Annotated in this window: 23 protein-coding genes; 15 read left to right on the forward strand and 8 right to left on the reverse strand. The window is 71.7% G+C overall.

Features of this window, described 5'->3' with window-relative positions; all coding sequences use genetic code 11:
* Positions 1 to 4: 4 nt before the first annotated feature.
* The 7 genes from ACFV0T_RS15830 to ACFV0T_RS15860 all read left to right on the forward strand — a co-directional run bounded on the left by ACFV0T_RS15830 (position 5) and on the right by ACFV0T_RS15860 (position 6,914).
* Positions 5 to 745 carry a phosphonatase-like hydrolase gene (locus tag ACFV0T_RS15830; protein ID WP_385778767.1) on the forward strand — a complete coding sequence of 247 codons (741 nt, stop codon included), beginning with the start codon at positions 5 to 7 and terminating at the stop codon, positions 743 to 745.
* A complete protein-coding gene (locus ACFV0T_RS15835; protein WP_385778770.1) occupies positions 745 to 1,791 on the forward strand; it encodes an ABC transporter ATP-binding protein in 1,047 nt (348 codons plus the stop codon). The genes ACFV0T_RS15830 and ACFV0T_RS15835 overlap by 1 nt, the downstream gene beginning before the upstream one ends.
* A complete protein-coding gene (locus ACFV0T_RS15840; protein WP_385778772.1) occupies positions 1,784 to 2,602 on the forward strand; it encodes a 2-aminoethylphosphonate ABC transporter permease subunit in 819 nt (272 codons plus the stop codon). The genes ACFV0T_RS15835 and ACFV0T_RS15840 overlap by 8 nt, the downstream gene beginning before the upstream one ends.
* Complete coding sequence (locus ACFV0T_RS15845; protein ID WP_385778774.1) at positions 2,589 to 3,386, forward strand: ABC transporter permease; 798 nt, start codon at positions 2,589 to 2,591, stop codon at positions 3,384 to 3,386. Before ACFV0T_RS15840 ends, ACFV0T_RS15845 begins: the two co-directional genes overlap by 14 nt.
* 50 nt (positions 3,387 to 3,436) lie before the next feature.
* Positions 3,437 to 4,492, forward strand: coding sequence for a 2-aminoethylphosphonate ABC transporter substrate-binding protein (locus ACFV0T_RS15850; RefSeq protein ID WP_385778776.1), 1,056 nt, complete (start codon positions 3,437 to 3,439; stop codon positions 4,490 to 4,492).
* Between the two features lie 99 nt (positions 4,493 to 4,591).
* Positions 4,592 to 6,085: an alkaline phosphatase family protein gene (locus ACFV0T_RS15855; RefSeq protein WP_385778778.1), complete on the forward strand. Its 1,494-nt coding sequence runs from the start codon at positions 4,592 to 4,594 to the stop codon at positions 6,083 to 6,085.
* A gap of 157 nt (positions 6,086 to 6,242) precedes the next feature.
* Complete coding sequence (locus ACFV0T_RS15860; protein WP_385778855.1) at positions 6,243 to 6,914, forward strand: TetR/AcrR family transcriptional regulator; 672 nt, start codon at positions 6,243 to 6,245, stop codon at positions 6,912 to 6,914.
* Positions 6,915 to 7,034: 120 nt separating this feature from the next.
* Here ACFV0T_RS15860 and ACFV0T_RS15865 read toward each other — a convergent pair whose 3' ends face one another.
* The 3 genes from ACFV0T_RS15865 to ACFV0T_RS15875 all read right to left on the reverse strand — a co-directional run bounded on the left by ACFV0T_RS15865 (position 7,035) and on the right by ACFV0T_RS15875 (position 10,822).
* A complete protein-coding gene (locus tag ACFV0T_RS15865) occupies positions 7,035 to 8,792 on the reverse strand; it encodes a dolichyl-phosphate-mannose--protein mannosyltransferase (RefSeq protein WP_385778781.1) in 1,758 nt (585 codons plus the stop codon).
* A 56-nt stretch (positions 8,793 to 8,848) separates the two neighbouring features.
* Entirely contained in the window at positions 8,849 to 9,538 is a 690-nt protein-coding gene (locus tag ACFV0T_RS15870) for a M24 family metallopeptidase (protein ID WP_385778783.1), read from the reverse strand.
* Positions 9,539 to 9,904: 366 nt separating this feature from the next.
* Positions 9,905 to 10,822: an AraC family transcriptional regulator N-terminal domain-containing protein gene (locus ACFV0T_RS15875; protein WP_385778785.1), complete on the reverse strand. Its 918-nt coding sequence runs from the start codon at positions 10,820 to 10,822 to the stop codon at positions 9,905 to 9,907.
* 165 nt (positions 10,823 to 10,987) lie between these two features.
* On the opposite strand from ACFV0T_RS15875, the gene ACFV0T_RS15880 reads away from it, so the two are divergent.
* Positions 10,988 to 12,070, forward strand: a complete 1,083-nt coding sequence (locus ACFV0T_RS15880; protein ID WP_385778786.1) for an aldo/keto reductase — start codon at positions 10,988 to 10,990, stop codon at positions 12,068 to 12,070.
* 57 nt (positions 12,071 to 12,127) lie between these two features.
* On the opposite strand, the gene ACFV0T_RS15885 is transcribed toward ACFV0T_RS15880, so the two are convergent.
* The 3 genes from ACFV0T_RS15885 to ACFV0T_RS15895 all read right to left on the reverse strand — a co-directional run bounded on the left by ACFV0T_RS15885 (position 12,128) and on the right by ACFV0T_RS15895 (position 15,695).
* Positions 12,128 to 12,793: an SDR family NAD(P)-dependent oxidoreductase gene (locus ACFV0T_RS15885; RefSeq protein ID WP_385778787.1), complete on the reverse strand. Its 666-nt coding sequence runs from the start codon at positions 12,791 to 12,793 to the stop codon at positions 12,128 to 12,130.
* A 188-nt stretch (positions 12,794 to 12,981) separates the two neighbouring features.
* Positions 12,982 to 14,016, reverse strand: a complete 1,035-nt coding sequence (locus ACFV0T_RS15890) for a zinc-dependent alcohol dehydrogenase family protein (protein ID WP_385778789.1) — start codon at positions 14,014 to 14,016, stop codon at positions 12,982 to 12,984.
* A gap of 272 nt (positions 14,017 to 14,288) precedes the next feature.
* Positions 14,289 to 15,695 carry an alpha/beta hydrolase family protein gene (locus tag ACFV0T_RS15895; RefSeq protein WP_385778791.1) on the reverse strand — a complete coding sequence of 469 codons (1,407 nt, stop codon included), beginning with the start codon at positions 15,693 to 15,695 and terminating at the stop codon, positions 14,289 to 14,291.
* Between the two features lie 256 nt (positions 15,696 to 15,951).
* Between ACFV0T_RS15895 and ACFV0T_RS15900 the strand changes: the two genes are divergently transcribed.
* The 3 genes from ACFV0T_RS15900 (at position 15,952) to ligA (ending at position 20,943) form a co-directional block, all read left to right on the forward strand.
* A complete protein-coding gene (locus tag ACFV0T_RS15900; RefSeq protein ID WP_385778793.1) occupies positions 15,952 to 16,938 on the forward strand; it encodes an aldo/keto reductase family protein in 987 nt (328 codons plus the stop codon).
* A 194-nt stretch (positions 16,939 to 17,132) separates the two neighbouring features.
* The gene (locus ACFV0T_RS15905) at positions 17,133 to 18,740 is read left to right on the forward strand and encodes a multicopper oxidase family protein (protein WP_385778795.1); all 1,608 of its coding nucleotides are present in this window, start codon (positions 17,133 to 17,135) and stop codon (positions 18,738 to 18,740) included.
* 124 nt (positions 18,741 to 18,864) lie between these two features.
* Positions 18,865 to 20,943: an NAD-dependent DNA ligase LigA gene (gene ligA / locus ACFV0T_RS15910; RefSeq protein ID WP_385778797.1), complete on the forward strand. Its 2,079-nt coding sequence runs from the start codon at positions 18,865 to 18,867 to the stop codon at positions 20,941 to 20,943.
* Positions 20,944 to 21,024: 81 nt separating this feature from the next.
* Here ligA and ACFV0T_RS15915 read toward each other — a convergent pair whose 3' ends face one another.
* The gene (locus ACFV0T_RS15915; protein ID WP_059190954.1) at positions 21,025 to 21,228 is read right to left on the reverse strand and encodes a cold-shock protein; all 204 of its coding nucleotides are present in this window, start codon (positions 21,226 to 21,228) and stop codon (positions 21,025 to 21,027) included.
* Between the two features lie 367 nt (positions 21,229 to 21,595).
* On the opposite strand from ACFV0T_RS15915, the gene ACFV0T_RS15920 reads away from it, so the two are divergent.
* From ACFV0T_RS15920 to ACFV0T_RS15935, 4 genes are all read left to right on the forward strand, one after another.
* Positions 21,596 to 22,225: a hypothetical protein gene (locus ACFV0T_RS15920; protein ID WP_385778799.1), complete on the forward strand. Its 630-nt coding sequence runs from the start codon at positions 21,596 to 21,598 to the stop codon at positions 22,223 to 22,225.
* A 100-nt stretch (positions 22,226 to 22,325) separates the two neighbouring features.
* Positions 22,326 to 22,568: a ferredoxin gene (locus ACFV0T_RS15925; protein ID WP_385778801.1), complete on the forward strand. Its 243-nt coding sequence runs from the start codon at positions 22,326 to 22,328 to the stop codon at positions 22,566 to 22,568.
* Positions 22,558 to 23,952, forward strand: a complete 1,395-nt coding sequence (locus ACFV0T_RS15930; RefSeq protein WP_385778803.1) for an NAD(P)/FAD-dependent oxidoreductase — start codon at positions 22,558 to 22,560, stop codon at positions 23,950 to 23,952. Before ACFV0T_RS15925 ends, ACFV0T_RS15930 begins: the two co-directional genes overlap by 11 nt.
* Before the next feature lie 23 nt (positions 23,953 to 23,975).
* Entirely contained in the window at positions 23,976 to 25,217 is a 1,242-nt protein-coding gene (locus tag ACFV0T_RS15935; RefSeq protein ID WP_385778805.1) for a cytochrome P450, read from the forward strand.
* Positions 25,218 to 25,405: 188 nt separating this feature from the next.
* Here ACFV0T_RS15935 and ACFV0T_RS15940 read toward each other — a convergent pair whose 3' ends face one another.
* A complete protein-coding gene (locus tag ACFV0T_RS15940; protein ID WP_385778807.1) occupies positions 25,406 to 26,647 on the reverse strand; it encodes a VWA-like domain-containing protein in 1,242 nt (413 codons plus the stop codon).
* Positions 26,648 to 26,651: the final 4 nt, after the last annotated feature.

Below are 26,651 nucleotides of genomic sequence, written 5' to 3' on the forward strand. Positions count from 1 at the left end.
CGACATGAACCACACCGACCGCACGAACCACACCCCCCACGGGAACGACATGACCGGCCTGACCGACATCCGCCTCGTCGTCCTCGACATGGCCGGCACCACCGTCGCCGACGGCGGCCTGGTCGAGCGCGCCTTCGAGGCCGCCGCGGCGGAACTCGGCGTCGAGCCCGGCAGCCCCGACCACACCGACAAGCTCGACTACGTCCGCGCCACCATGGGCGAGTCCAAGATCTCCGTGTTCCGCCACCTGTTCGGCACCGAGGAGCTGGCCCGGCGCGGCAACGCCGCCTTCGAGAAGGCGTACGGCGAGCTCGTCGGCGAGGGCCTCACCGAGCCCGTGCCCGGCGCCCGCGAGGCGATCGAGGAACTCCGGGAGGACGGCCGTACCGTCGTCCTGACCACCGGATTCGCCCGCGTGACCCAGGACGCCATCCTCGACGCCCTCGGCTGGCGCGACCTGGTGCCCCTCACCCTCTGCCCCGCCGACGCCGGCGGCCGCGGACGCCCCTTCCCCGACATGGCGCTGGAGGCGTTCGTCCGGACGAAGGCGGCCGAGGACGTACGTCAGATGGCCGTCGTCGGCGACACCTCGTACGACGTGCTGAGCGGTGTCCGGGCCGGAGCGGGCCTGGTCGCCGGGGTGCTGACCGGCGCGCACGGCGAGGACGCCCTGCGCGCCTCGGGCGCCGGACATGTACTCGCCTCCGTCGCCGAGCTCCCCGCCCTCCTCAGGGGAGTCGGCTGATGGGCATCCGCTTCGACGGCGTCACCGTCGCCTACGACGGCAACGTCGTCCTCGACTCCCTCGACCTGAACGTGGGGACGGGCGAGGTCATGGCGCTGCTCGGGCCGTCCGGGTCCGGCAAGACCACCGCGCTGCGGGCGGTCGCCGGGTTCGTGCGGCCCGCCTCCGGGCGGGTGTTCCTCGGCGACCGTGACGTGACCGATCTGCCGCCGTACCGGCGGGGCATCGGGATGGTCGTCCAGCAGTACGCGCTCTTCCCGCACATGCGGGTCGAGGACAACGTGGCCTTCGGACTCAAGGCCCGCAAGGTCCCCAGGGCGGAGATCCGGGCCCGCGTCGCCGAGGCGCTGGAGATGACCGGCATGGGCGCCTACGCCCGTCGCCACCCGCGCGAACTGTCCGGCGGCCAGCAGCAGCGGGTCGCCATCGCCAGGGCGCTGGCCATCCGGCCGGGCGTACTCCTCCTGGACGAGCCGCTGTCCGCCCTCGACGCCCAGCTGCGCTCCGGCATGCTCGCCGAACTGGCACGCCTGCACCGCGAGCTGCCCGACGTCTCGATCCTCTACGTCACCCACGACCAGGTCGAGGCGCTGACGCTCGCCGACCGGATCGCGGTGATGAGCGAGGCACGGCTCCAGGCGTGCGGCACCCCGAGGGAGCTGTACCGGGCGCCCGCGAACGCCTTCACGGCCTCCTTCGTCGGCAACGCGAACCTGCTGCCGGTGACGGTGGGCGCGGACGGGGTCGCCTTCGCGGGCGCCGAGCTGAAGGTCGGCACGGCGCAAGCGGCGCGGGGGGCCAAGGCCACCCTGTGCATACGGCCGCACCTGGTCGGACTGGGAGACGGACCCAACCGGCTGGCCGGCACCGTCACGGAGATCCAGTGGCGCGGCGCCACCCACCGGCTGTACGTCGACGTGGACGGCCACCGGGTCATGGCGGACGTCAACGAACTGCGCGACCCGCCCGGCCACGGCGACACGGTCACCCTGCACTTCGCTCCGGAGGACGCGGTACTGCTGACCGCCGGAGTCACCCATGACTAGAAGGCTGTTCTGGGCGCTGCCGCCCGTCGCCCTCCTCGCCCTGTTCTTCCTCTATCCCCTCTTCCTCGTGGTCCAGCAGTCGGTGCGGCCCGACACCGGCGGCACCTCGGTGCAGCCGTACGCCGACGTCTTCGGCTCCGAGGCCTTCCGCGAGGCGCTGTGGACGACGGTGTGGCTGGCGATGGCGTCGACGGCCGGGTGTCTGGTGCTCGGCTTCGTCCTCGCCCTGGTGATCGCCTTCGTGCCGTTCCCCGGCGCGCGGGCCGTCGCCAAGTTCATCGACGTCTTCCTGTCCTTCCCTTCCTTCCTGATCACGCTGGCCCTGCTGTTCGTCTACGGCACGGTCGGCATGGCCAACGGAGCATGGACGGACCTCACCGGCGCCGCCGAGGGACCCTTCCAGTTCCTCACCACGCCCTGGGGCGTGCTCCTCGCCGAGGTCACGTACTTCACCCCGTTCGTGATGCGGCCGCTGCTCGCCGCCTTCTCCCAGCTGGACACCGCCCAACTGGAAGCCGCGAGTTCGCTGGGCGCCCGCGCCCCCCGCATCGTCCGGCAGGTGATCCTGCCCGAGGCGCTGCCCGCGCTCGCGGCCGGCGGAAGCCTCGTCCTCGTCCTGTGCCTCAACGAGTTCGGCATCGTGCTGTTCACCGGCGCCAAGGGCGTCACGACTCTGCCGATGCTCGTCTACAGCAAGGCGATCCTGGAGTCCGACTACCCGGGCGCCTGTGTGATCGCCGTCGTCAACGTCCTGATCTCCGTGGGGCTGTACGGCCTCTACCGGGTGGTGAGCCGTCGTGCTGGTGCATAGCCGCTGGGCCAGGTGGGCCGTCCAGGCGCTCTTCCTCGTCCTGTTCGTCCCCCTGTTCGCCCTGCCCCTCCTCGTCGTCCTCGCCGCCTCGTTCGCCACCCACTGGTCGGGGGTCCTGCCCTCCGGCCTGACCACCGCCCACTACAGCGCCGCCACCCGCGGCGAGGCGCTCCAGGCCCTGACCACCAGCCTGGTCACGGCGGTCACCGCCAGCCTGATCGCGCTGGCCGCGGGCACCTGGGCGGCGCTCTCGGCGGCCTCGCTGCCCAAGCGGTACCGCCGAGTGCTCGACGCACTGTTCGTGCTGCCCGTCGCCGTGCCCTCGGTGGTCGTCGGCCTCGCGATCCTCGTCGCCTTCTCCCAGCCGCCGATACTGCTCAACGGCACCCGCTGGATCGTGATCGTCGCCCACACCGTGCTGGTCACCGCCTTCGCCTACCAGTCGGTGTCGGCCGCCGTCGTCCGCCTCGACCCGGCCTACGAACAGGCCGCCGCCTCCCTCGGCGCCAGGCCCGGATACGTCCTGTGGCGGGTCAGGCTGCCGCTCCTGCTGCCGTCGCTCACCGCGGCGGCCGGGCTCTGCTTCGCCCTGTCCATGGGTGAACTGAGCGCGACCATGATGCTCTATCCGCCCGACTGGACTCCCCTTCCGGTCCTGATCTACGCGGCCACCGACCGCGGCGCCCTGTTCGCCGGCTCCGCGGTCGCCGTGGTCCTGATGACGGCCACCCTCCTGGTCCTCCTCGCCGTCTCCCGGATCCGCACCAAGGCCTCGTACCGCTGACATCCGTAGTCGACAACCACCTCCACCCCGTGCAAGGAGTGCACCCCGTCATGCCCAGAAACACCCTCAAGCTCGCGATCGCGCTGTCCCTCCTCGCCGTTCCCGTGCTCTCGGCCTGTGGCGGCTCCTCCGCCGCCTCCGACGAGAAGTCCGTCACCGTCTACAGCGCCGACGGCCTCAAGGGCGAGAACGGCGACGGCTGGTACGACCAGGTCTTCAAGGACTTCGAGAAGGAGACCGGGATCAAGGTCGAGTACGTCGAGGGCGGCTCCGGCGAAATGGCGCAGCGCGCCCTGCGCGAGAAGAACAACCCGCAGGCCGACGTGCTCGTCACCCTTCCGCCGTTCATCCAGCAGGCCGACGGCAAGGGCCTGCTCCAGAAGTACGCTCCGCAGGACGCCGACAAGGTCAACGGCGCCGACAAGGCCGCCGACGGCACCTGGACCGCCGTCGTCAACAACTACTTCGGCTTCGTCCACAACAAGAAGGAGCTGGCGCAGGCCCCCACCACCTGGGAGGAGCTGCTGGACTCGAAGTACAAGAACAAGCTCCAGTACTCGACCCCGGGTGTCGCCGGTGACGGAACCGCCGTACTGATCAAGGCGATCCACGACTTCGGCGGCCAGGACGCGGCGCTCGCCTACCTGAAGAAGCTCCAGGCCAACAACGTCGGCCCGTCCGCCTCCACCGGCAAGCTCGCGCCCAAGGTCGACAAGGGCGAGCTGCTGGTCGCCAACGGCGACGTGCAGATGAACTTCGCCCAGTCCAAGACCATGCCGAACCTCGGCCTGTGGTTCCCGGCCCGCCAGGGCGGCAAGCCCACCACCTTCGCCCTCCCCTACGCGGCCGGCCTGGTCACCAAGGCCCCGCACAGCGAGAACGGCAAGAAGCTCCTCGACTACATGCTCAGCCAGAAGGCCCAGGCACAGGTCAGCACGATCGGTGGCGGCTTCGCGGCCCGCTCGGACGTCAAGGCCACCGACGCCAACGCGATCGCCCTCACCAAGCTGATGGACGGCGTCGAGGTCTTCGAGCCCGACTGGGCGGACATCGACGAGAACCTCACCACGTACGTCGACGCCTGGAAGTCGGCCACCGGCAGCTGACACCCCGCCTGCCGCTCCAAGTACGGGCGACGCCCCTGGTTCCGCCGGGGGCGTCGCCCTGTCCGCACGGCTCTTTCTCCCCTGTCACCGGAGGTATTCGTGTCGCACCACCCGTCCCGCCGCGCCCTCCTCCTGTCCGCCGCCGCGCTCGCCGCGTCGGCCGGACCGCTCGCCACCGTCGCCCGTGCCGCGGCCGCGACCCCCAAGGTCCTGGTCATCGGACTCGACGGTGCCCTGCTGACCCGGATCAAGGACGCCACCGCCCCGAACCTGGACGCCCTGATGGCCGCCGGCCTGACCGCGCCCAGCAGCATCCACGCCAACCCGCTCGCGCCCACCCTCTCCGGCCCCGGCTGGTCGACGCTGATCACCGGCGTCTGGCCCGACAAGCACAACGTCAAGGACAACGCCTTCACCGGCGCCCGGTTCACCCAGTACCCCGACTTCCTCACCCGCGCCGAGCGGGCGAAGCCCGCCCTGACGACGTACGCCGTCGCCTCCTGGGCGCCGATCACCGACACGGTCTTCTCCGGCACGGTCGACACTCGCGTCTCCACGCCCAGCGCCGAGTACGACACCGGCACCACCTCCCGCGCGGTCGCCCAGCTGCGGGACGGCAACCCGGACGCGGTCTTCGTCCAGCTCGACAACATCGACCACGCGGGCCACAGTTACGGCGCCGCCTCACAGCAGTACCTCGACGCCATCAACACCGTCGACGGCCAGGTCGGCCGGCTGGTCGCCGCCATCAGGTCCCGGGCCACCTACCCGGCCGAGAGCTGGCTGATCATGGTCACCGCCGACCACGGCCACACCGACGCGGGCGGGCACGGCGGCTCCACGCTGCCCGAGCGCCAGACGTTCATGATCGCCACCGGCCCGACCCTGGCCCCCGGTTCGGTCCGCCACGACGTGAAGATGCCCGACGTCGCCGCCTCCGCGCTCGCCCACCTCGGCGTCCCCCTCGACCCCGCCTGGAACCTGGACGGCCGGCCGGTCCAGCAGCCGAGCGCCGACGACTTCGACGCCCTGCGCCCGCAGTTGCAGACCCGCGTCGACGAGACCGGCATCCCCACGAGCGTCCTCGGCTTCACCCACACCCCGCCCGCCGGGTGGTCCGTCGACAACTCGGCGATGGGCGGTGGCGGAGTCACCGAGTGGCGCGGCTGGACCTTCACCACCGACGAGTTCTGGACCCAGTCGCAGCGCGACCAGAACCGTGAGTGCAACGTCCGCGCCCGGAACGTCTTCGCGGTCGCGGACGGCGACGAGTGGAACGACAAGTCGCTGTCCGGCACCTTCGACTCGACGCTCGTCAGCCCGGCCTACCCGGTCACCGGCGGCCGGACGGCCGCCCTGACCTACACGACCTACTACCGTCAGGAGTCCCCGCAGAAGGGCGAGGTCCTCGTCTCCTACGACGACGGCACGCCCGTCCCGGTGAAGACCTACACCGCCGACGTGTCCTCGCGCACGGAGACCGTCACCCTCCAGGTGCCCGCCGGAGCGAGCAGGGCCCGCGTCCGCTTCCGCTACACCGGGGGCAACAACTGGTACTGGGTGATCGACGGGGTCCGGCTCACCGCTTCCTGACCCCGGGCCGATCCGGCCCGCCAAGGCCGCCGGTACGGTGACCGGCCGTCACCGTACCGGCGGCGCGGTCCGTTCTCGCGGGCGTGCGTACCGGGCGCCCTCCGCGGCACGACCTAAACTGGACCCGTACGTCCAGAATGGAGGTGGCGTCGTGCCGATCACCGACCGTCCCGGGGCACGGCTGACCGCCAAGGGGGAGGCGACCCGGCGCCGCATCGTCGAGGGCGCGGCCGCGGAGATCCGGGCCAGGGGCGCCGCCGCCACCACGCTGGACGACGTCCGCGCGCGCACCGCGACCAGCAAGAGCCAGATCTTCCACTACTTCCCCGGCGGCAAGGAGGAACTGCTCTACGCGGTCGCGGCCCGCGAAGCCGACCTGGTCCTGGAGGACCAGGAGCCGCACCTGAGCGACCTGAGCACCTGGGCGGCCTGGGAGGACTGGCGCGACGCGGTCGTGCGACGGTACGAGCAGCAGGGCGTCAACTGTCCACTGGGCGTGCTGATCACCGAACTGGGCCGCACCACCCCGGCGGCACAGGCGGTGACGGGCAAGCTGATCGACCAGTGGCAGACGGCCCTGCGGACCGGGATCCGCCGCATGCAGGACAACGGCGAGATCGACCCCCGGCTGGACACCGACCGCGCGGCGGCCGCGCTGATCGCCGCGGTGCAGGGCGGGGTGGCCATCCTGATGGCCACCGGCCGGATCACGCATCTCGAGGCGGCACTCGACACCTCATTGGAGTCGCTGCGTCCCACCGCACCGAAATCGCCGCGTCCCAGCGCCCGGCCGGCGCCGACGCCCGGACACGGTGCCGGAGAGCGGTGACCCCGGCCCGGTTCGGGCTCAGGGCGTGCGGACCCGATCCTGTTCGGTCGGCGGAGTCCCGTCGTGCCAGGGCAGCACCTGGCCGAGGCGCGCCGACTCGCCGTGGGCGGGTGAGAGTGCCTAGATCCAGGTGTCCAGCCACAGTCTGGCCTGCCAGTCGGAGCGCGGGATCGTCGTGCCCGTGTAGAGCGGCAGGAAGTAGACGAAGTTCCAGATGATGAGCAGGACGAGGCCGCCCGCGGCCACCACGCCCCACGTCCGGCGTCGTTCGTCCGCCCCCCGCGGCGCCGCGAACGCGCCCACCGCCATGGCGACGGCCAGGCACACGTAGGGCACGAAGACGACGGCGTAGAAAGAGAAGATCGTGCGGTCCTGGTAGAGGAGCCACGGCAGCCAGCCTGCGGCCACCCCGCACAGGACGGCGCCCGCTCGCCAGTCCCGGCGCATCGCCCAGCGGAAGAGCAGGTAGGCGAGTGCGAGGCAGGCGGTCCACCACAGCAACGGCGTACCCAGCGCGGTGACTTCCCGTGTGCAGCCGCCCGCGGCGTGGCAACCGTCCTGGCCGGATTGCGGGGACTGGAAGAAGAACAGCACCGGGCGCCCGACGACGGGCCAGCTCCAGGGGTTGGACTGGTAGGAGTGCGGGGTGTGCAGCCCCACGTTGAACTGGTAGACCTGCTGCTCGTAGTGCCACAGGCTGCGGAGCGGGGCCGGTATCCAGGACCAGGCGCCACCGCGGCCGTCCGCCCAGTGCCGGCCGTAGCCGTCGTCCGAGCGGAACCAGCCGGTCCAGGTCGCCAGGTACGTCACCACCGCGACAGGGACGACCGACAGCACCGACCAGCCCAGATCCTTGCGCAGCACGGACCGGTACGGGCGGTGCGCCCCGGCCACCCGGCGCGAGCCGACGTCCCACAGCACCGTCATGATCATGAAGAAGGCGAGGAAGTACAGGCCGTTCCACTTGCTGGCCGCCGTCAGGCCCAGGAGCAGGCCGGCGGCGAGCCGCCAGGGGCGCAGGCCCGTCCCCGCCCGGTCGCCGGTGCGGGCGTCGGGGCGCGCGAAGCCGTCTTCGGGGACCGGCAGCGCCCGTGCCAGCCGGGCGCGGGACCGGTCGCGGTCGATCAGCAGGCAGCCGAAGGCGGCCAGCGCGAAGAACATGACGACGGTGTCGAGCAGTGCGACCCGGCTCATCACGTAATGCAGGCCGTCCACCGCCATCAGCGTGCCGGCCAGGCAGCCGAGCGCGGTCGACCGGAAGAGACGCCGGCCGATACGGCACAGCATCAGCACCGACAGCGTCCCCAGGACAGCCGTCGCGCAGCGCCAGCCGAACGGGCTCAGGCCGAACATCCACTCGCCGACCGCGATCACCCACTTGCCCATCGGCGGATGCGCGACGAACGATCCGACGTCGGTCAGCGGGATCGTCTGGGGGTGCGCCAGGATCTGCGGATCGGCGACCTTGCGGTCCGGCCAGGTGCCCTCGTAGCCGAGTCCGAGCAGGGACCAGGCGTCCTTGGCGTAGTACGTCTCGTCGAAGATCAGATCGCGGGGCTGTCCTAGGTGCCAGAACCGGATCAGCCCCGCGAACACGGCGACGAGGACCGGGCCGAGCCAGTCCATCGCCTTCGCGGCGCGGTACGCGGTCGCCGGAGGGAGGCGCATCGCCTCCCAGGGCCAGGTTCGCGGTTGCGGGAACCGGGGGACGAGACGGTCACGGATGTCGGTCCGGGGGCGCTCGACATGGCCGAACGCGCGCAGCCGCGCGGCCCAGCCGTCGGACGCGGCCTCCGTCCGGGCGGGGTCGCCGACGCGGTCCTCGGTCCTGGTCTCACTGATCACCGCGTCATCGTACGGACGTGGTCTGCTTGTCATTCAACGAACCTGCGGTCTGGTCGGCCGCCGCTCGCGCCGGCGGTCCCCGCCCCGCCTCAGCCGAGGTCGAGCAACTCCTCGTAGAAGCCGCCGAAGCCGCGCTCGCGGTCGGTCAGGTGGATCTCCAGGATCCAGTGGCAGACGCGTCCGGCGCGGTCGGGGCGCCGCAGCGGGGTGTCGTTCCCGGGGGCGATGTACGACTCGATGTCGGCGCCGTCGATCTTCTCGTGCGGGAACTCGCCCACCGGGTGTCCGGCGTGCCAACCGCCCAGTGCCCAACCGCGCTCGGCGGCCGACCGGGCCACTTCGGCGTGCAGTCGGGCCCCGGTGATGTCCGGGTCGGACTCGAAAGCACGGCGGCCGGCGGCGAAGACGTCGGGCAGGTCGTCGCGCAACCGGTGCTTGACGGGGTCGTCGCCCAGGACAAAGGTGCGGCCGAAGTCGGCCTCCCACTCCTCGAAGATCGGGCCGAAGTCGGCGAAGGCGATGTCGTCCACGCCGATGATCCGGTCCGGCGGGTTCTCCTTGTACGGGTGCAGGGTGTTGGGTCCGGAGCGCACGATCCGCTTGTGCCAGTGGCGAGTCGGACCGAACAGCTCGTTCGCCAGGTCACGGATCCGGTCGCTGACCGCCCGCTCCCCCTCGCCCGGCGCGACCAGGCCCCGCGACTCGACCTCGGCGAACAGCTCGGCGGCCTTGGCCTGGGCGTCCAGCAGGCGTGCGGCACGCGTGGTCTCGTTCGTCATGTCTGCTCCCTCGTGGACGGGCGTTGGATCCGGCCGTGTTGCGGCCGAGCCGCGTGCCGACGCGGCCGCGGTCGGTGTCGCCCCTCACCGGTGTCATGCGGGTGATCCTTTCAACGGAGCCCCCGATGACGGAAGTCGACGCCGCGAGACGGTCAGCGGGTCCGGACGGCGCGGTGGGGAAGTGTTGTGGCGGCGTCCTCGTAGCGATCGAGCTGCCGGCCGCTGCCGTCCAGCAGGGGCCGCAGGTTCGGCCGGGCCGGCGCGGGTCGTCGGCTGGGGACGGGAACGGCTGGGGACGGGAACGGCTGGAGACGGGAACGGCTGGAGGCGGCGGGGACGACCGGGGCGGGCGTAGCCCGGGTCGGCTCACGGCAGGCGGCGGCCGGCGTACGGGGCGCTGTCCTCACGGAGGCGGGCCGCGTCCTGGCCGGGCGGTGCGCCGAACAGGCGGCGGTACTCGCGGCTGAACTGCGTGGGGCTGTCGTAGCCGACGAGATGTCCCACACCGGCGACATCGCCCGCGCGGGCGATCAACAGCGAGCGGGCCTCCTGGAGTCGGATGCGCTTCTGGAACTGAAGGGGGCTCATGGCCGTGACGGCGCGGAAGTGCCGGTGGAAGGCGGACGGGCTCATCCCCGCCAGCCGGGCGAGGCCGGAGATCCGCATCGGTTCGGCGTAGTTCTCGCGGATCCAGCCGATGGCCCGGCCGACATGGGACAGGCTGCTGTCGGCGAGACCGATCTGGCGGACCATGTCGCCGTGCGGGCCGGTGAGCAGCCGCCAGAGGATCTCCCGCTCGATCACGGGGCCGAGCACCCGGGCGTCCGCGGGACGGTCGAGCAGCCGCAGCAGCCGGGCCGTGGCGTCGAGCAGGTCGACGTCGGCCTCGCCGGTCGCCAGCGCGGGCAGGCCGACCGAGCCGCGGGGCCGCCGTCCGGGCGGGGCCTCCAGCAGCAGCGGGGCGATGGCGGCCGACCTCAGCACCAACCCGACGCCCAGCGCCGGATGCTCCGCGCTGGCGTCGAGGAAGTGACCGGAGACGGGCAGATCGGCGGTGACGACGAGGCACTGCCCCGCCCGGTACTCGAACACCTGGTCACCGAGCAGGAGGCGTTTGCCGCCCTGCGCCATCACGACCAGGAGCGGCTCGGTCAGTGAATGGTCGGGCTCCACCGTCTCCACCCTGGACAGCAGCAGCCCGTCGACGGGCGTCCGCAGGTCGGGGTGGGCGTGGGCCGCGACGAGGCCGCGGATCTCGGTCAGGAGGTCGGTGGTGGTGCGCACACCTCAGGGAAGCATCCGGAGCGTCACCCGGCAAGCCCGATCGAAGCGAAGTCGAGAGGATCGGGCAAGAGCTGGAGCGGATCGGTCTACCCCGGACCATGCGCTCGGCGTTTCGATGGCGATGAGCACGAACACGACCCCTCACCCGCCCGCAGGAGCGCGCTCATGCCACTCGATCATTACGTCACTCTCGGCCGGTCGGGCCTTCGGGTCAGCCCGTTCGCGCTCGGCGCGATGACCTGCGGGGAGGATCCCGGCAGTGCCGGATGCAGCGTCGAGGAGTCCGAGAAGATCCTGGCGACCTACCTGGACCGGGGCGGGAACTTCATCGACACCGCGAACTTCTACAGCAACGGCCACTCGGAGAAGATCCTCGGCGACTTCCTCGCGGCGCATCCCGGTCGCCGCGACCGCGTGGTCCTGGCGTCGAAGTTCTTCGGCAACCTCTTCCCCGGCGACCCCGACGGGGGCGGCGCGGGCCGCAGGTCGATCATCGCCCAGCTCGACGAGACCCTGCGCCGCCTGCGCACCGACCGTCTCGACCTGTACTGGCTGCACAACTGGGACCGGCACACCCCGATCGAGGAGACCCTGCGCACCCTCGACGACCTGGTCCGGGCGGGCAAGGTCCGCCACCTGGGCTTCTCCAACACGCCCGCCTGGGTAACCGCGCAGGCCCAGACCATGGCGCTGTTGAAGAGCTGGACCCCGCTGATCGCGCTCCAGGTCGAGTACTCGCTGCTGGCCCGTACGGTCGAGGGGGAACTCGCGCCGCTCGCGCTGGACCAGGGCATGGCGCTGGTCCCGTGGAGCCCGCTCAAGAACGGCTTCCTGTCCGGCAAGTACCGGCGGGACGTCCAGGTCACCGACTCCGCGCGGACGGCCTTCGTCGGCGGTCCGAGCGACGACGAGTACACCGTCATCGACGCGGTCGCCGCGGTCGCCGACGAACTGGGGACCACCTCGGCGGCGGTGTCGCCGGCCTGGCTGCGCGCCCGCGAGGGCATCGTCGTGCCCATCCTGGGCGCCCGGCGGCTGGAGCACCTCGCGAACAACCTCGGCGGACTGGAGACGGCGCTCACCTCCGAACACCTGCGCCGGCTGGACGAGGTGTCGGCTCCCACGTTGAACTACCCGGCCGCGATGCACGGCGCCCTGAGCGCCATGCTCCAGTTCGCGGGCACCACGGTCGACGGCGAGGGATCCGGCGTGTACCCACCGCTCGTGCAGAGCGAGGTCCGCCACTGAGCCACGCCACGGTGCCCGTGGACGGCGTCACCCGTCATCGCAGCCGGCCGGCCGGGATCAGGAGTCGAGGTCGTCGGCGAAGTGCCGGAACCCGTGCCGGTCCTGGTGCATGGCCCACAGCACGTCCGCGAGCACGGCCGGGTCCTTGCGGTGGTGCCCGGAGATGATCGCGCCGGGGATGATCAGCTGCCCGACGTGGATGCCGTCGGCCGCGAGGGTGTCGTGCAGCAGATGGCCGTACGCGCTCTCCGCGGCGAAGGCGATCGAGGTGCCGGCCCGGTCGGGATGCGGAACCGCCGCGGTGCCCCCGTTGACGAAGAGGATCGTGCCGCGGCCCAGGTCGCGCATGCCGGGCAGTACCTGCTGCACGGCGGCGACCGGGCCGTAGACGGAGAACTCGACCGGTCCGAGCAGGTCCCTGTGGGTGGTCTCCAGGACGGGCCGCATGAAGTCCCTGTGCGGGACCGGGCTGTACTGGAGGACCTCGATCGGGCCGAGGGTGGCGGTCGCGGCGTCCAGGGCGGCGGCGAGGCCCTCCGGAGCCCGTACGTCAGCGGCGAAGCCCCGCACGGTGATCCCCTGGCCGGCCACCTCGGCGACCAGGGCGTCGAGGCGGGCCCGGTCACGGGCGACGAGGGCGATGTCGTACCCCTCGCGGCCGAAGCGGCGCGCGGCGGCGGCTCCCAGGCCGGGGCCCGCTCCGATGATGGCGACGGTGGTCATGGCACGGTTCCTGTCGGTCAGGTGGTCCTACGACCGGGTGCACGGGCGGGGCGTCGGACACACGGAAGGGTTCCGTGTGTCCGAGATTAGGGCGTGTATCGAACGTCGCGGGCCGGACGGGACTTTCGCGACACGCCCATAGGGGGCGCCGGCGGTACGTCAGCCGCGCACGGGGCACGTCCGCGCGGTCAGGGCTGGACCAGGACCTTCAGGGCGCTCCGGTCGGCCATGGCACGGTAGCCGTCGGGGACCTCGTCGAGGCCGACGGTGCGGTCGAACACCCGGCCGGGTTCGATGCGGCCCTCCAGCACGTCGGGCAGGAGTTCCTCGATGTAGGCGCGGGCCGGGGCGACACCGCCGGTGAGGGTGAGGTTGCGCAGGAACTCCTGGAAGCCGAACGGCACCTGCTCGTACTGCGGCGCACCGACCCGGCTGATCGTGCCGCCGGCCCGGACGACACCGAGGGCCATCTCGAAGGCCGGCAGGGTGCCGACGCACTCCAGGACGGTGTGCGTGCCGTCCCCGCCGGTCAGTTCGCGCAGCCGCTCGACGCCCTCCTCGCCCCGCTCGGACACCACGTCCGTGGCCCCGAAGTCGCGGCCGAGGTCGGTGCGGCTCTGGTGCCGGCCCATCAGGATGATCCGTTCGGCGCCGAGCCGCTTGGCCGCCAGTACGGCGGAGAGGCCGACGGCGCCGTCGCCGATCACCGTCACGGTCGTCCGGGGGGTGACCCCGGCCGTCACGGCGCAGTGGTGGCCGGTGCAGAACACGTCAGACAGGGTCAGCAGCGAGGGCAGCAGGGCCGAGTCCTCGGCCACCGGCAGTTTCACCAGCGTGCCCTGTGCCTGCGGCGCCCGCACGATCTCGCCCTGGCCGCCGTCGACACCGTCCGCGGCCCAGAATCCGCCGTGCCGGCAGGAGGTCTGGAGGCCCTCCTGACAGAAGTCGCAGCTGTTGTCCGAATACATGAACGGTGCCAGCACCAGGTCGCCGGTCTTCAGCCCGGACACGTCCGAGCCGGTCTCCTCGACGACGCCGAGGAACTCGTGGCCGATGCGGTCGCCGTGCTCGGTCGTCGGTCTGGAACCGTACGGCCACAGGTCGCTCCCGCAGATGCAGGAACGCACCACCCGGACGATCGCGTCGGTGGGCTGCTGGATCCGGGGATCGGGCACGTCCTCCACGCGGACGTCGCCGGCGCCGTAGATCAGTGTTGCGCGCATGGGATTCTCCCTGTCGGGTTGGGCTGTCCGTCTCACCCGGCGGCGTCGTCCGGGGCGTCCGCCGGTGTCGGCCCTGGTGTCGACCATGTCCTTGAGCCGCGTGATCGCGCTCTCGGCGTTGGGCCGGCCGGCGTAGCAAGGCGACGGAGGTCGGGGACCGGCCTTCGCCCTGGGCCGACCCGTGCCACCCCGGGGGACGAGGTGGGATGAGCTGGTACGAGCTGGGACGAGGTGGGACGAGGTGGGGTCCGTCGAGATGGGGTCGGCCGAATTCAGCGGCTCGGGAGCGTCTTCTGAAGCCAGTCGAACACGACCTCGCAGTGCTGCTGCGGAGCCATCGGCGAGCAGTGCGACTGCGCGCCGGTCGCCGCGGTGAGCTTCACGTAGTCCTTGGGGGCGGTCAGCTTGTCGGCCATCTGCCGCGCCTGGCCCGGGTAGAACTGCTCGAACTCGTAGTCGAGAACCAGGGTCGGTGCCTTGATCAGGCCGACCACGTCCGTGATCTTCAGCGACTGGACGAGTCCGGCCGGGGTGAAGAAGTCGGTGAAGATCTTGCCCTCGCGGGCGGCGAGCATCGCCGGTACGGAGAAGGGTTCGAAGCGCTTCTTCATCGTCGTCGCTTCCGCCGGGGACAGTTGCGGCACGACCTCCTTGGTCCAGATCCGGTTGGTCTCCTCCTTGTCGGGGGTGAGGATCTTCCGGATCTCGGCGGGAAAGCCCAGCCAGGGGTCCAGACAGCCGGGCATCGCCACCAGGGCCGCGATCCGCTGCTCGAACGCCGCGGCCCGGGGAGCCAGGTCGCCCGCCATGCTCAGCCCGGCGAGAGCGATCCTGTCGGCGTCCACGTCGGAACGGGCGACCAGCCAGTCGACGAGCGGCGTCACCACGGTCTCCCAGCGCGGGGTGAACACCACCCGGTCCACGAAGAGCAACTGCCCCTGCCCCGGGCCGTCGTAGACGAGGGCGTTCCAGTCGCGCTCCAGGGCGGCGGCGACACCGTAGGTCCACATGTCGACGTTCTGACCGTCGCTGCCGTTGGTGAGCATCACGGTGGGCCGGGGACGTCCCGATCCGTCCGGGCGGAAGAACCACACGGGCAGCGGCGTCCTGCCGTACGGCACGTCCGCCGTGACCGGCGCCGGGTCGCACAGCTTGCCGAAGGTGTCCCAGGCGTCGCGGCCGGCCCGGTACAGCCGCTCCTCGCCGGCCGGGTCGTCGGAGCCCAGGACGAAGAAGAGCGCCTGGCCGTAGTACTGCGCGGCACGCAGCGCGCGAAAGCGTGTGGTCTCGCGATCGGGCCTGGCGCCCTCGGGCGCCTGCATCAGCCGGTCGCCGAGCTTCCTGAAGGTCTCGACGTACGTCTGCGCGGAGACACCGGCCTTGTTGATCGTGTTCACGGCGGTGAGCACCTCGCCCACCTCGCTGCTGCGCTGACCGGATCCGCCCAGCGCCATCAGCCCGTTGAAGTTGAAGTCCGGGTCGTCGAAGAGTGTCATCGCGCCGGGTGCGGGACCGCCGGCCGGGGCGGAGGCCGACGCCGGGGTCGGGACACCGCGCGCCGACGACACGTCCACGGCCGTGCACCCGGCGGCCAGCAGGGCCCCGGCCGCGCCGACGGCCCCGGTGAGCGTGGTGCGCCTGCTGGGACCGGGCGCCTGATCGGGCGGTACGCGGTTCATGCCTGCGGACCGTACGACCAGGGCCGCCCCGAGCCGTCGCACGACCCACGCCGTTCGCCCGAACAGCCCGTCCGGGTACCTCCGGCGCGGGAGGTCCGCCCGCGCGCGGCGGCCGGACACCGGCCGGAGCCGAACCTGGTCGGTCGGCTGCTCGGCTGCTCGCCCGGCACGGCCGGGGCGGCGAGGAGGTCCGCGGCCTGGTCCATCACCCGTGGCCCCGCGCGGTGCCGCCCGGGTCCGCGAGTAGGGTCGCGCCATGGAGTTCCGCAACCTCGGTCGCAGCGGTCTGATGATCAGTGAGATCGCCTACGGCAACTGGCTCACCCACGGTTCCCAGGTCGAGGAGGAGGCCGCACTCGCCTGTGTGCGCACCGCCCTCGACGCGGGGATCACCACCTACGACACCGCCGACGTCTACGCACAGACCCGGGCCGAGGCCGTCCTCGGCCGGGCGCTGAAGGACGAACGCCGGGAGGGTCTGGAGATCTTCACCAAGGTCTTCTTCCCGACCGGCCCCGGCCCCAACGACCGGGGGCTGGGCCGGAAGCACATCATGGAGTCCATCGACAACTCGCTGCGCCGGCTGCAGACCGACTACGTCGACCTGTACCAGGCGCACCGCTACGACGTCTCCGTCCCGCTGGAGGAGACCATGGAGGCGTTCGCCGACGTGGTCCGCTCCGGCAAGGCCCTGTACATCGGCGTGTCCGAGTGGACGCCCGACCAGATCCGCGAGGGTCACGCGCTCGCCCGGGAACTGCGCGTCCCGCTGGTCTCCAACCAGCCGCAGTACTCCATGCTGTGGCGCGTCATCGAGGACGAGGTCGTACCGACCTGCGAGGAGCTGGGCCTCGGGCAGATCGTCTGGTCGCCCATCGCGCAGGGCGTCCTCACCGGCAAGTACGCACCCGGTGCCCCGCTGCCGGCCGGCAGCCGCGCCACGGACGAGAAGGGCGGCGCGACCTTCGTCGGCCGGTGGCTCCAGGACGAGGTGCTGGAGCGGGTCCAGCGGCTGAGGCCACTCGCCGAGCAGGCTGGGCTGTCCCTGGCCCAGCTGGCCGTGGCCTGGGTCCTGCAGAACCCCAACGTCTCCGCCGCCATCATCGGCGCCTCCCGACCCGAGCAGGTCACGGAGAACGTCAAGGCGGCGGGGGTCAAGCTGGACGCCGGCCTCCTGGAGGCCATCGACGCGATCCTCGACCCCGTGGTGGAGCGCGATCCCACCATGGTGGCCCGCGCCTGACGGTCCGGGCGACGAGATGAAGGGGGCCGCTCCCGACCGGAGCGGCCCCCTTCGCGTCACCGCTCCGAGACCCGGTGAGCGCCACCCCCGGCAAGGTCCCGGCACCGCTCTCGTGACGACACCGGCACGCGAATCACCGGACGCGCCGTTCCCGGTTCTCGCAGAATTAGCCACAGAACGTGTGTTATACGTTCATGCACACATATACGCGGCGCGCGTTGCTCGGTGCCTCGGTCGCAGCGGTCAGTTCTGGAGTCCTGGCCGGCTGTTCCGGGTCCGACTCATCCTCGGGATCCGTTCCCTTCGTGGGATTCGGCCCGGGCCACAGCAGTTTCGTCCCCAAGGGACCCAAGGGCTACGTCGACCCGTCCGGGCCCGAGGTCGTCGCCGTCGAGAAGAAGCGCGGGACCGGACCCGTCCGCGAGTACCGGCTCACCGCCACCGAGACGTCCCTGGACCTCGGCGGCCGGACCGTCAGATCCTGGGCCTACGGCGACTCGCTGCCCGGCAAGGAGATCCGGGTCACGGCGGGTGACATCCTCTCCCTCAACCTCGCCAACCACCTGTCCGAGTCCACGACACTGCACTCGCACGGTGTGCGCATGCGCTGCGACATGGACGGCGTGCCCAACCTGACCCAGAACTCCATCGACCCCGGCGCGGACTTCACCTACCGCTTCGTCGTCTCCCACCCCGGCACGTACTGGGTCCACTCGCACTCGGGCATGCAACTCGACCGCGGCCTGTACGCCCCCTTCATCGTGGACGACCCCAGGGAACCGCTGTCCTACGACAAGGAATGGGTCGTCATGCTCGACGACTGGGTGGACGGCGTGGACGGCTCCACCCCGGACGGCGTGCTCTCACAGCTGCGCGGCGGCAAGGGCTCGGCGATGGACATGGACATGGGCATGGGCGGCAGCCCCAAGGACAGCCACGCCGCCCACACCAAGCCCGTCGGGCCCTCCCGCCTGCTGCACGGCTCCCGCAGCGAGGTGCTGCGCAGCGAGGGCGGCAGCATCGCCTACCCGTACTACCTGATCAACGGCCGTCGCCCGCAGGCACCCACGGTGTTCCAGGCCCGCGCCAAGGATCGCATCCGGCTGCGGATCATCAACGCCAGCGGCGACACGGCCTACCGGGTGGCGTTGGGCGGTCACGAGATGACGGTGACGCACACCGACGGCTACCCCGTGGAGCACAAGAAGACGGACGCGCTGGTGGTGGGCATGGCCGAGCGGTACGACGTGCTCGTCACCGCCAAGGACGGGGTGTTCCCCCTGGTCGCGGTGGCCGAGGGTAAGAACGCCAGGGCGCTGGCGGTGCTGCGCACCGACAAGGGCAAGACCCTGCCGTCGCCCTCGGTCCACCCCGCGGAGCTGGACCGGCAGATCGTGCCGGCCAGGCGGCTCAGGGCACAGGAAGGGGTGGCCCTGTCCGACCGCAAGCCGGACCGCGAGATCCGCATCAGGCTGACCGGCACCATGAAGAACTTCGACTGGGCCTTCGACCACCAGCCCTACTCCCTGGAACAGCGTCATCCGATCCGCCAGGGGGAACGGGTCCGGCTGACGCTCATCAACGCCACCAGCATGTGGCACCCGCTGCACGTACACGGCCACACCTTCGCCATGACCGGCCTCAACGCGGCCGGAGCCCGCAAGGACACCGCCTACGTACTGCCCCACAACAAACTGGTGGTGGACTTCGACGCCGACAACCCGGGGCTGTGGATGCTCCACTGCCACAACCAGTACCACTCCGAGTCCGGCATGATGACCGTCCTCGGTTACCGCACCTGACCAGCCGACGCCGCGCGTAGGGGCCGGGGCGCACAGCGCGCCGACCCCTCGGGGACCTCCGTCGGCAGCGGCCCCGGCCGAGGGCCGAAGCCCGTTGTCAGTGGGGCGCGGCAAGATGCAGGTCATGACGACAGCTGTTGCAGTGATCACGGACGCCGCCGGCTATGCCCGGGCGGTCGAGGAGGCCGTGGAGGCCGCGGCCGCCTACTACGCGGGCGGCACCTCCTCGTTGGACGACGACGCCTACGACCGGCTGGTGCGCGGGATCGCCGAGTGGGAGGCCGGGCATCCCGGTCAGGTACTGCCCGACTCTCCGACGGGGAAGGTCGCGGGCGGCGCGGTCGAGGGCGACGTCCCGCACACGGTGGCGATGCTCAGTCTGGACAACGTGTTCTCCGGCGAGGAGTTCACCGCCTGGGCGGCGTCCCTGGGCCGGCGCCTCGGTCACGACGTCACCCGGTTCGGTGTGGAGCCGAAGCTGGACGGTCTGGCCATCGCCGCCCGTTACACCGCCGGGCGTCTCACCCGGCTGATCACCCGCGGGGACGGGACGGCCGGGGAGGACGTCTCGCACGCGATCGGCACCATCGAGGGTCTGCCGGACACCCTGTCCGAGCCGGTCACGGTCGAGGTGCGCGGCGAAGTCCTGATGACGGTGGCCCAGTTCGAGCACGCCAACGAGGTGCGTACCGCGCACGGCGGCCAGCCGTTCGCCAACCCCCGCAACGCGGCGGCGGGCACACTGCGCGCGAAGGAGCGCGCCTACACCGTGCCGATGACGTTCTTCGGCTACGGCCTGCTGGCCCGGCCCGACACCGACGCCGCGTTCGCCGGACGGCTGGCCGAGCTGGCCCACAGCGAGCTGATGGCCCGTACGGCGGAGCTCGGGATCCGTACGACCGCCGCGACCCCGGTGCCCGGTGTGGTCGCCGAGACCGCCGAGCAGGTGCTGGCCCGGGTGAAGGAGATCGCCGCGTTGCGCGCCGAGCTTCCGTTCGGCATCGACGGGATCGTCGTCAAGGCCGACCTGGCCGCCGACCAGCGGGCCGCCGGATCCGGTTCGCGGGCCCCGCGCTGGGCGATCGCCTACAAACTGCCGGCCGTGGAGAAGATCACCCGGTTGCTGGAGGTGGAGTGGAACGTCGGCCGGACCGGCGTCATCGCCCCGCGCGGCGTGCTGGAGCCGGTGCAGATCGAGGGGTCCACCATCACCTACGCCACCCTGCACAACCCCGCCGACATCACGCGCCGCGACCTGCGGCTGGGTGACCATGTCATGGTCCACCGCGCGGGTGACGTCATCCCCCGCATCGAAGCCCCGGTGGCCCATCTGCGCACCGGCGAAGAGCAGCCGATCGTGTTCCCCGAGGTGTGCCCGCGCTGCGGTTCCGGCATCGACACCAGCCAGGAGCGCTGGCGCTGCGAGCAGGGCCGCAACTGCCACCTGGTGGCCTCGCTCTCCTACGCCGCCGGCCGCGACCAGCTCGACATCGAAGGCCTGGGCGCCACCCGGGTCGTCCAGCTCGTGGACGCGGGCCTGGTCACCGACCTCGCCGACCTGTTCACCCTCACCCGCGAGCAACTGCTCGGGCTGGAGCGGATGGGCGAGACCAGTACCGACAACTTGCTCGCCGCGATCGGCGTCGCCAAGGGCCGGCCGCTGTCGCGGGTGCTGTGCGCGCTCGGCATACGGGGCACGGGCCGCTCCATGTCACGGCGGATCGCCCGGCACTTCGCCACCATGCACGCCATCCGGGCCGCCGACGCCACCGGGATGCAGCAGGTCGAGGGCATCGGTACGGAGAAGGCCCCGTCGATCGTCACCGAGCTGGCCGAGCTCGCCCCGCTCATCGACAAACTCGTCGAGGCCGGGGTGAACATGGTCGAACCCGGCGCCACTGCCGCACCCGCCGCCGACACCGGGGGCGGTACGGCCGAGGAGCCGCACGACAGACCGCTCGCGGGGATGACGGTGGTGGTCACCGGCGCGATGACGGGTCCGCTGGAAAAGCTCAGCCGCAATCAGGTGAACGAGCTCATCGAGCGCGCGGGCGGCCGTTCCTCCTCCAGCGTCTCGAAGAAGACGACTCTGGTGGTCGCCGGAGAGGGCGCGGGATCCAAGCGGGCCAAGGCCGAGGACCTCGGTGTCCGCCTGTCCACACCGGACGAGTTCGCCGTCCTGGTCGCCGACTTCCTCGCCTGACCCGGCTGCGCGGGCAGGCGCACCCGTACGGTGGCCGCGCGACCAGCGCCGCGCGGCCACCGTACGGGTCATGTCACCGGATCAGGCGGGGGTGATGTTCTCCGCCTGCGGGCCCTTCTGGCCCTGGGTGATGTCGAAGGTCACCGCCTGGCCTTCCTGGAGCTCGCGGAAGCCGCTGGCGTTGATGTTGGAGTAGTGCGCGAAGACGTCGGGACCGCCGCCGTCCTGCGCGATGAAGCCGAAGCCCTTTTCGGAGTTGAACCACTTGACGGTTCCGCTGGCCATGCCGGTGCCTCTCATTCGATGACGGGTCCGCACCGCGCGGACCCGGAGGTGGTCGTCCTGGTCCTCGGGCACTGCACAGCAAAGCGCCCGCACGACAGTGCGGGCGCGTACGGCGAACCACGACATCTGACGACGACGCTACACGGCGAATGCGCCTGTCACCAGTGGGTAAGGCCCTTCGGGTGCAACGGCGTTGCGTAGGGGTGCGCCGTCACGTCCCGGAGCCCCACTCCGGGGGCGTGCGCCGGCCCGGCCGCGCGCCCTGCCGGACCCGCGTCGTCACCCTCACGGGTGTCCCCGGTGGCGCGGACGTACCAAGCCCTGCTTGCTGGACCGAGAGGGGGAACCGAGGAGAAAGCGAGCGTCCATGGAGCCGGAGAACGAGCGGCTGCGGACGCCGCGGGCCGCCGGTCTGGCAGGGACCGTCTTCGCCCTGCTGCTCGCGGCGGCCATCGTGCTGGTGCGCATCGCCCTCCCCACGGGAGACATCGCCGACGCCCCCGTCGCCCCGAACATGCGGTGGGCGGTACGGGTGGCTCTGGAGATCCTCCCGTTCGCGGGCATCTTCTTCCTCTGGTTCATGGGCGCCCTGCGCGCACACGTCGGCGACGCCGAGGACAGGTTCGTCGCCACCGTGTTCCTGGGCAGCGGACTGGTCTTCGTCGCGACCATGTTCGCCGCCGGTGCCGCGGCGGGCACCGTGGTCAACGAGGGCCCCTCGACGTTCGGCCGCGACTTCTCGTACACGATGATGACGACGTACGCGCTCCGCATGGCGGCCGTGTTCGTCTTCACGACCTCGACCATCGGGCACCGCCTCCGGGTCTTTCCGCGCCCCCTGGCCTTCCTGGGATACCTGGTGGGGCTGGTCCTGCTCGTCATGGGCTCCGGCCTGCCCTGGACCGAGCTGGTCTTCCCGTTCTGGGCCCTGGTCGTCAGCGTCCATCTGCTGCGCTTCGGGCTTCGCGCCCCGTCCCGTGCCGCGGACGCGGCCTGACACCGTCAGCCCGTCGGACGCCTCGACGAGCGGCTCGGCGTCCGCCGACCCATGCTGTGGGGGTGGGGGCGAGCACGGGCCACGGAAGGGCGGATCCTCGGTGAGGCTTGTCGTCGATCTCAACCGCTGCCAGGGATACGCGCAGTGCGCATTCCTCGCTCCCGACGTCTTCGCCATGCACGGCGAGGAGTCGTTGCTCTACGACCCGCAGGCCGAGGAGGCGCGGCGCGCGGAGGTGGCGCAAGCCGTCGCAGCCTGCCCCGTCCAGGCCATCCTCGTGGAAGGTCTGGACGGCGCGGCCGGCACTCCCGTACCTGATCAGGAGGCGACCGGTGGGCGCTGACGGATACCTGGACCGGCTCAAGCGCGAAGGGCGCATCGTCGTGGTCGGCGCCTCGCTGGCGGGGCTGCGGGCCGCGGAGACACTGCGCGAGAAGGGCTTCACCGGCTCGCTCACGATGGTCGGTGACGAACCGTACGAGCCGTACGACCGGCCGCCGCTGTCCAAGCAGGTCCTGCTCGGCCGGGCGACGGCCGAGCACACCGCCCTCCCCCGGCGCCGGGCGATCGACGCCGAGTGGCGCCTCGGGGTCCCGGCCACCGGCCTCGACATGTCGGCCAAGCGGGTCCGGCTGGCGGACGGCGAAGAGGTGGAGTACGACCGGCTGCTCATCGCCACCGGGGTACGGGCCAGACCCTGGCCGCAGGAGAGCGAGGCGGAGCTCGACGGGGTGTTCGTCCTGCGCACCCGCGACGACGCGGTCGCACTGGAGCGCGCGCTCGCCCAGGGTCCGCGTCGTGTGCTCGTCATCGGCGCCGGGTTCACCGGTTCCGAGATCGCCTCCGCCTGCCGGGAACGCGGGATCGCGGTCACCGTGGCCGAGCGGGGCGCCGCGCCGCTGGTCGGCGCGCTCGGCGGGGTCGTCGGTGAGGTCGCGGCCGAGATGCAGCGCGAGCACGGCGTCGACCTGCGCTGCGGCATCATGGTGACCGCCCTGGAAGGCGACTCCTCGGGACACGTACGGTCCGCGCAGCTCTCCGACGGCAACTCCGTCGAGGCGGACGTGGTGGTCGTGTCGCTGGGCGCCATGCGCAACACCGAGTGGCTCTACGGATCCGGACTCGGCGCGGGCCCGCGGGGCATCGCGTGTGACGCCGGCTGCCGGGCCTTCGACGTCCGCGGCATCGTGACCGACGACGTCTATGTGGCCGGCGATGTCGCGCGGTCGCCGCACGCGCTGTTCGGATACCAGTTCCTGTCCCTGGAGCACTGGGGCAACGCCGTCGCCCAGGCCGACACCGCGGCGCACAACATGCTCAGCGAGAGCGTCGACCGCCGTCCCCACCTGTGGGTGCCCGCCTTCTGGTCGTCCCAGTTCGGCGTGAACATCAAGTCGGTCGGGGTGCCGTCGCTGGGGACGGAGATCCTCATCGCGCAGGGCTCCCGCACCGAGCGCCGGTTCACCGGTGTGTACGGCTACCAGGGGCGCGTGATCGGCGCCGTCACCTTCGACCAGTCCAGGTGGCTGCAGTTCTACGAGCAGCTCATCGAGACCACGGCCCCCTTCCCGCCGCCCTTCCCCACCGTGGACCGCCGCCCGGAGGGGGATCGCCCGCTGCCGGCGGACTTCCCCGACCCGTCAGTGCCCACGCACGGCCCGACCGTCACCCTGACCGGATATTCGCCCGCCGACCGGCAGCTGACGTTCACCCCCGCCCGGCACTGATCCGACGCCCACGAGGACGCCTCATGACGCCAGCCATCCTGCGGCAGATCATCGACTACGACCATCGCGCCAACCCGTACCCGCTGTACGCGGAGCTCCGTAAGACGCCGGTGTACCACGAGGAGGACGGCCCGTTCGTCATCAGCGGGTACTACGACATCCAGAGCCTCCTGCACGATCCGCGGATCAGCTCGGACGCCCGCAACCTGAGGTCGACGGCGGGCGACCCGCTGGCCGCCGAGGCGGACGAGGAGGCGGCCCTGCCGCCGAGCTTCCTGCGGCTCGATCCCCCGGAGCACGACCGGCTGCGGCGGATGACGAACCGTTCGTTCGGACCGCCGCACACCCCACGGCACGTCTACGAGATGCGCGGCGAGCTGTCCGACATCGTCACCGAGCTCATCGCCGGTATCGAGAGCACGGAACGGATCGACCTGGTCGACCAGTTCTCCTACCCGTTCCCGGTGACCGTGATCTGCCGGCTGCTGGGTGTGCCGCGCGAGGACGAGGCGCGCTTCCACGTCTGGGCGGACATCATCGCCGCCAGCCTGGACCCCGACCCCTCGCCGGGCGCCGACTCCGCCGAACGCGTCAAGGTCGCGCACAGCGCCCGTACGGAACTGGGCATGTATCTGGCCGGGCTCATCGAGGAGCGCCGCAAGAAGCCCGGCGAGGACATGCTCTCGCTGCTGGCGACCTCGCCCGGACCGGACGGCTCCATGACGACCATGGAGGTCCTGAGCACCTCGGTCCTGCTGCTGATCGCGGGTCACGAGACGACGGTCAACCTCATCACCAACGGCATGCTGACCCTGCTGCGCAACCCCGACATCCTGCAACGGCTGCGCGAGGACGCGGCGCTGGCCGTCCCCATCGTCGAGGAGCTGCTCCGCTTCGAGCCGCCCGTGCAACTGGTGCCGCAGCGCACCACCCTCGCCGATATCGAGGTCCGCGGCGTCACCATTCCCAAGGGCTCGTCGCTGTGGCTGGTGCTGGCGGCGGGAAACCGCGACCCCGAGCGCTTCGATCATCCGGACCGCTTCGACCCGGACCGCGGGGACATCCAGCACCTGGGCTTCGGCAGCGGCATCCACAGTTGCTTCGGCGCGCCGCTGGCCCGGCTGGAGGCCCAGCTCGCCCTGAGCGAGCTGGCCCGCAGGCTGGAGAACCCGCGACTGCTGGAGGACCCGCCGCCGTACCGGCAGAACGCGGTCCTGCGTGGCCCGCGCCATCTGCCGATCGCCTGCGACGCCATCCTCCCGTAGCGGGGCCGCCGCGCGGCCGGGGCCCAGTGCCGTGGCGGGCAACGTTCGCCCGTGCAGGAGCGGCGTCCGGTGCGTGCTCCCGGCGGGCCGGCCGGAAGTCCTCGTACCGGGCGTACTCGGGCTTTCGGCCGGTGCGGCGGGAGGGCGTGCCGGGCGCCGCGACGGGGCCAACGTTGCCTGCTGCGGCACTAGCCGATGACGACCACGCGTGCCCACGCGGGCGGCGCGTCCGGGACGTAGTCGGGATCGTTCTCGTTCACCGAACGGGCGGCGTGCGGCCGGGAGAACAGACCGATCACCGTCCGGCACGGTGGCCGGTCGGCCGGCCAGGGCGTCTGTCCGTCTGTCAGCACCACGATCACGTCGGGCCGGGGCCCGCGCCGCAGTGCTCTGGCGAAGCCCGACCGCAGATCCGTGCCCCCGCCGCCCACGAGGGGTATTCCCTCGGCCTGGCACAGCCGGTGCACGAGCGTGGCCGCCGCGTCGCAGGGCACCACGGTGACCAGTTCGCGGCGGCCGCCCACGGCACGGCAGATAGCGGCGACCTCGTGGAGCGCGCTGCCCAGTTCGGTGTCGCTGACCGACCCGGAGGTGTCGATGACCACGCAGACCCTGGGCGGTCTGCGCCGCAGGCTCGGCAGTACGACGCCGGGCACCCCGGCCGAGCGCCGGGACGGCCGGCCGTAGGTGTAGTCGTCGCCCGCCCCGGCTCCCGAGGTCGCCGAGCGGACGGCCGCGCCCAGCAACTCCCGCCAGGGTTGCGGCGGGTGGAACACCTCCTCGGCCCACCGTCGCCATCCCTTCGAGGTGTTTCCCGGCCGGGCGTTGATGCCCTGCGCCACCCGGAACCGCACCGCGTCCCGCTCCTGGTCGCTGAGGCCGTGCGCGCCGTCGGGTCCCAGGTCCCACTCCCGGTCCAGTCCGTCGGCGCCGCTGCCGCAGTCCAGCCAGGCCAGGTCCTGGGTGCCCGGCCCGAGCCGGAACAGGCTCAGGTACTCCTCCATGAGCTGCCCCTCGGGCAGTTTCAGGAACGTGGGCGTGACGGCACCTTCGGGCCGCGGCAACCCGTCGCCGAACGCGTCGTCGTTGATCTCGCAGTCCGCTGCGATGTTCATGCGCAGTCGCTCCCCGAATCCGGTCAGCCCGCGCTCGCGCGCGACCCGGTCACCGCGCCCGTGGTGGTCGCGCAGGAGATGGGACACCTCGTGCACCCACACCCCGGCGAGTTCCTCCACCGGAGTGCGGTCGACGAACGCCGGTGAGACATAGCACCGCCAGTGCCGGTCGACGGCCATCGTCGGCACGCGCCGGGACGCCACGGGGTGCAGGGCGAACAGGGCGGTCGCCAGGTAGGGCCGGACGCGGGCGGCGTGCAGCCGGGCGGCGAAGAGCTTGTCGCGGTCCAGCACGCTTGCCGCGTCCGGGGTCATCGGA

The organism is Streptomyces sp. NPDC059582 (assembly GCF_042735715.1).
Classification (GTDB): Bacteria; Actinomycetota; Actinomycetes; order Streptomycetales; family Streptomycetaceae; genus Streptomyces.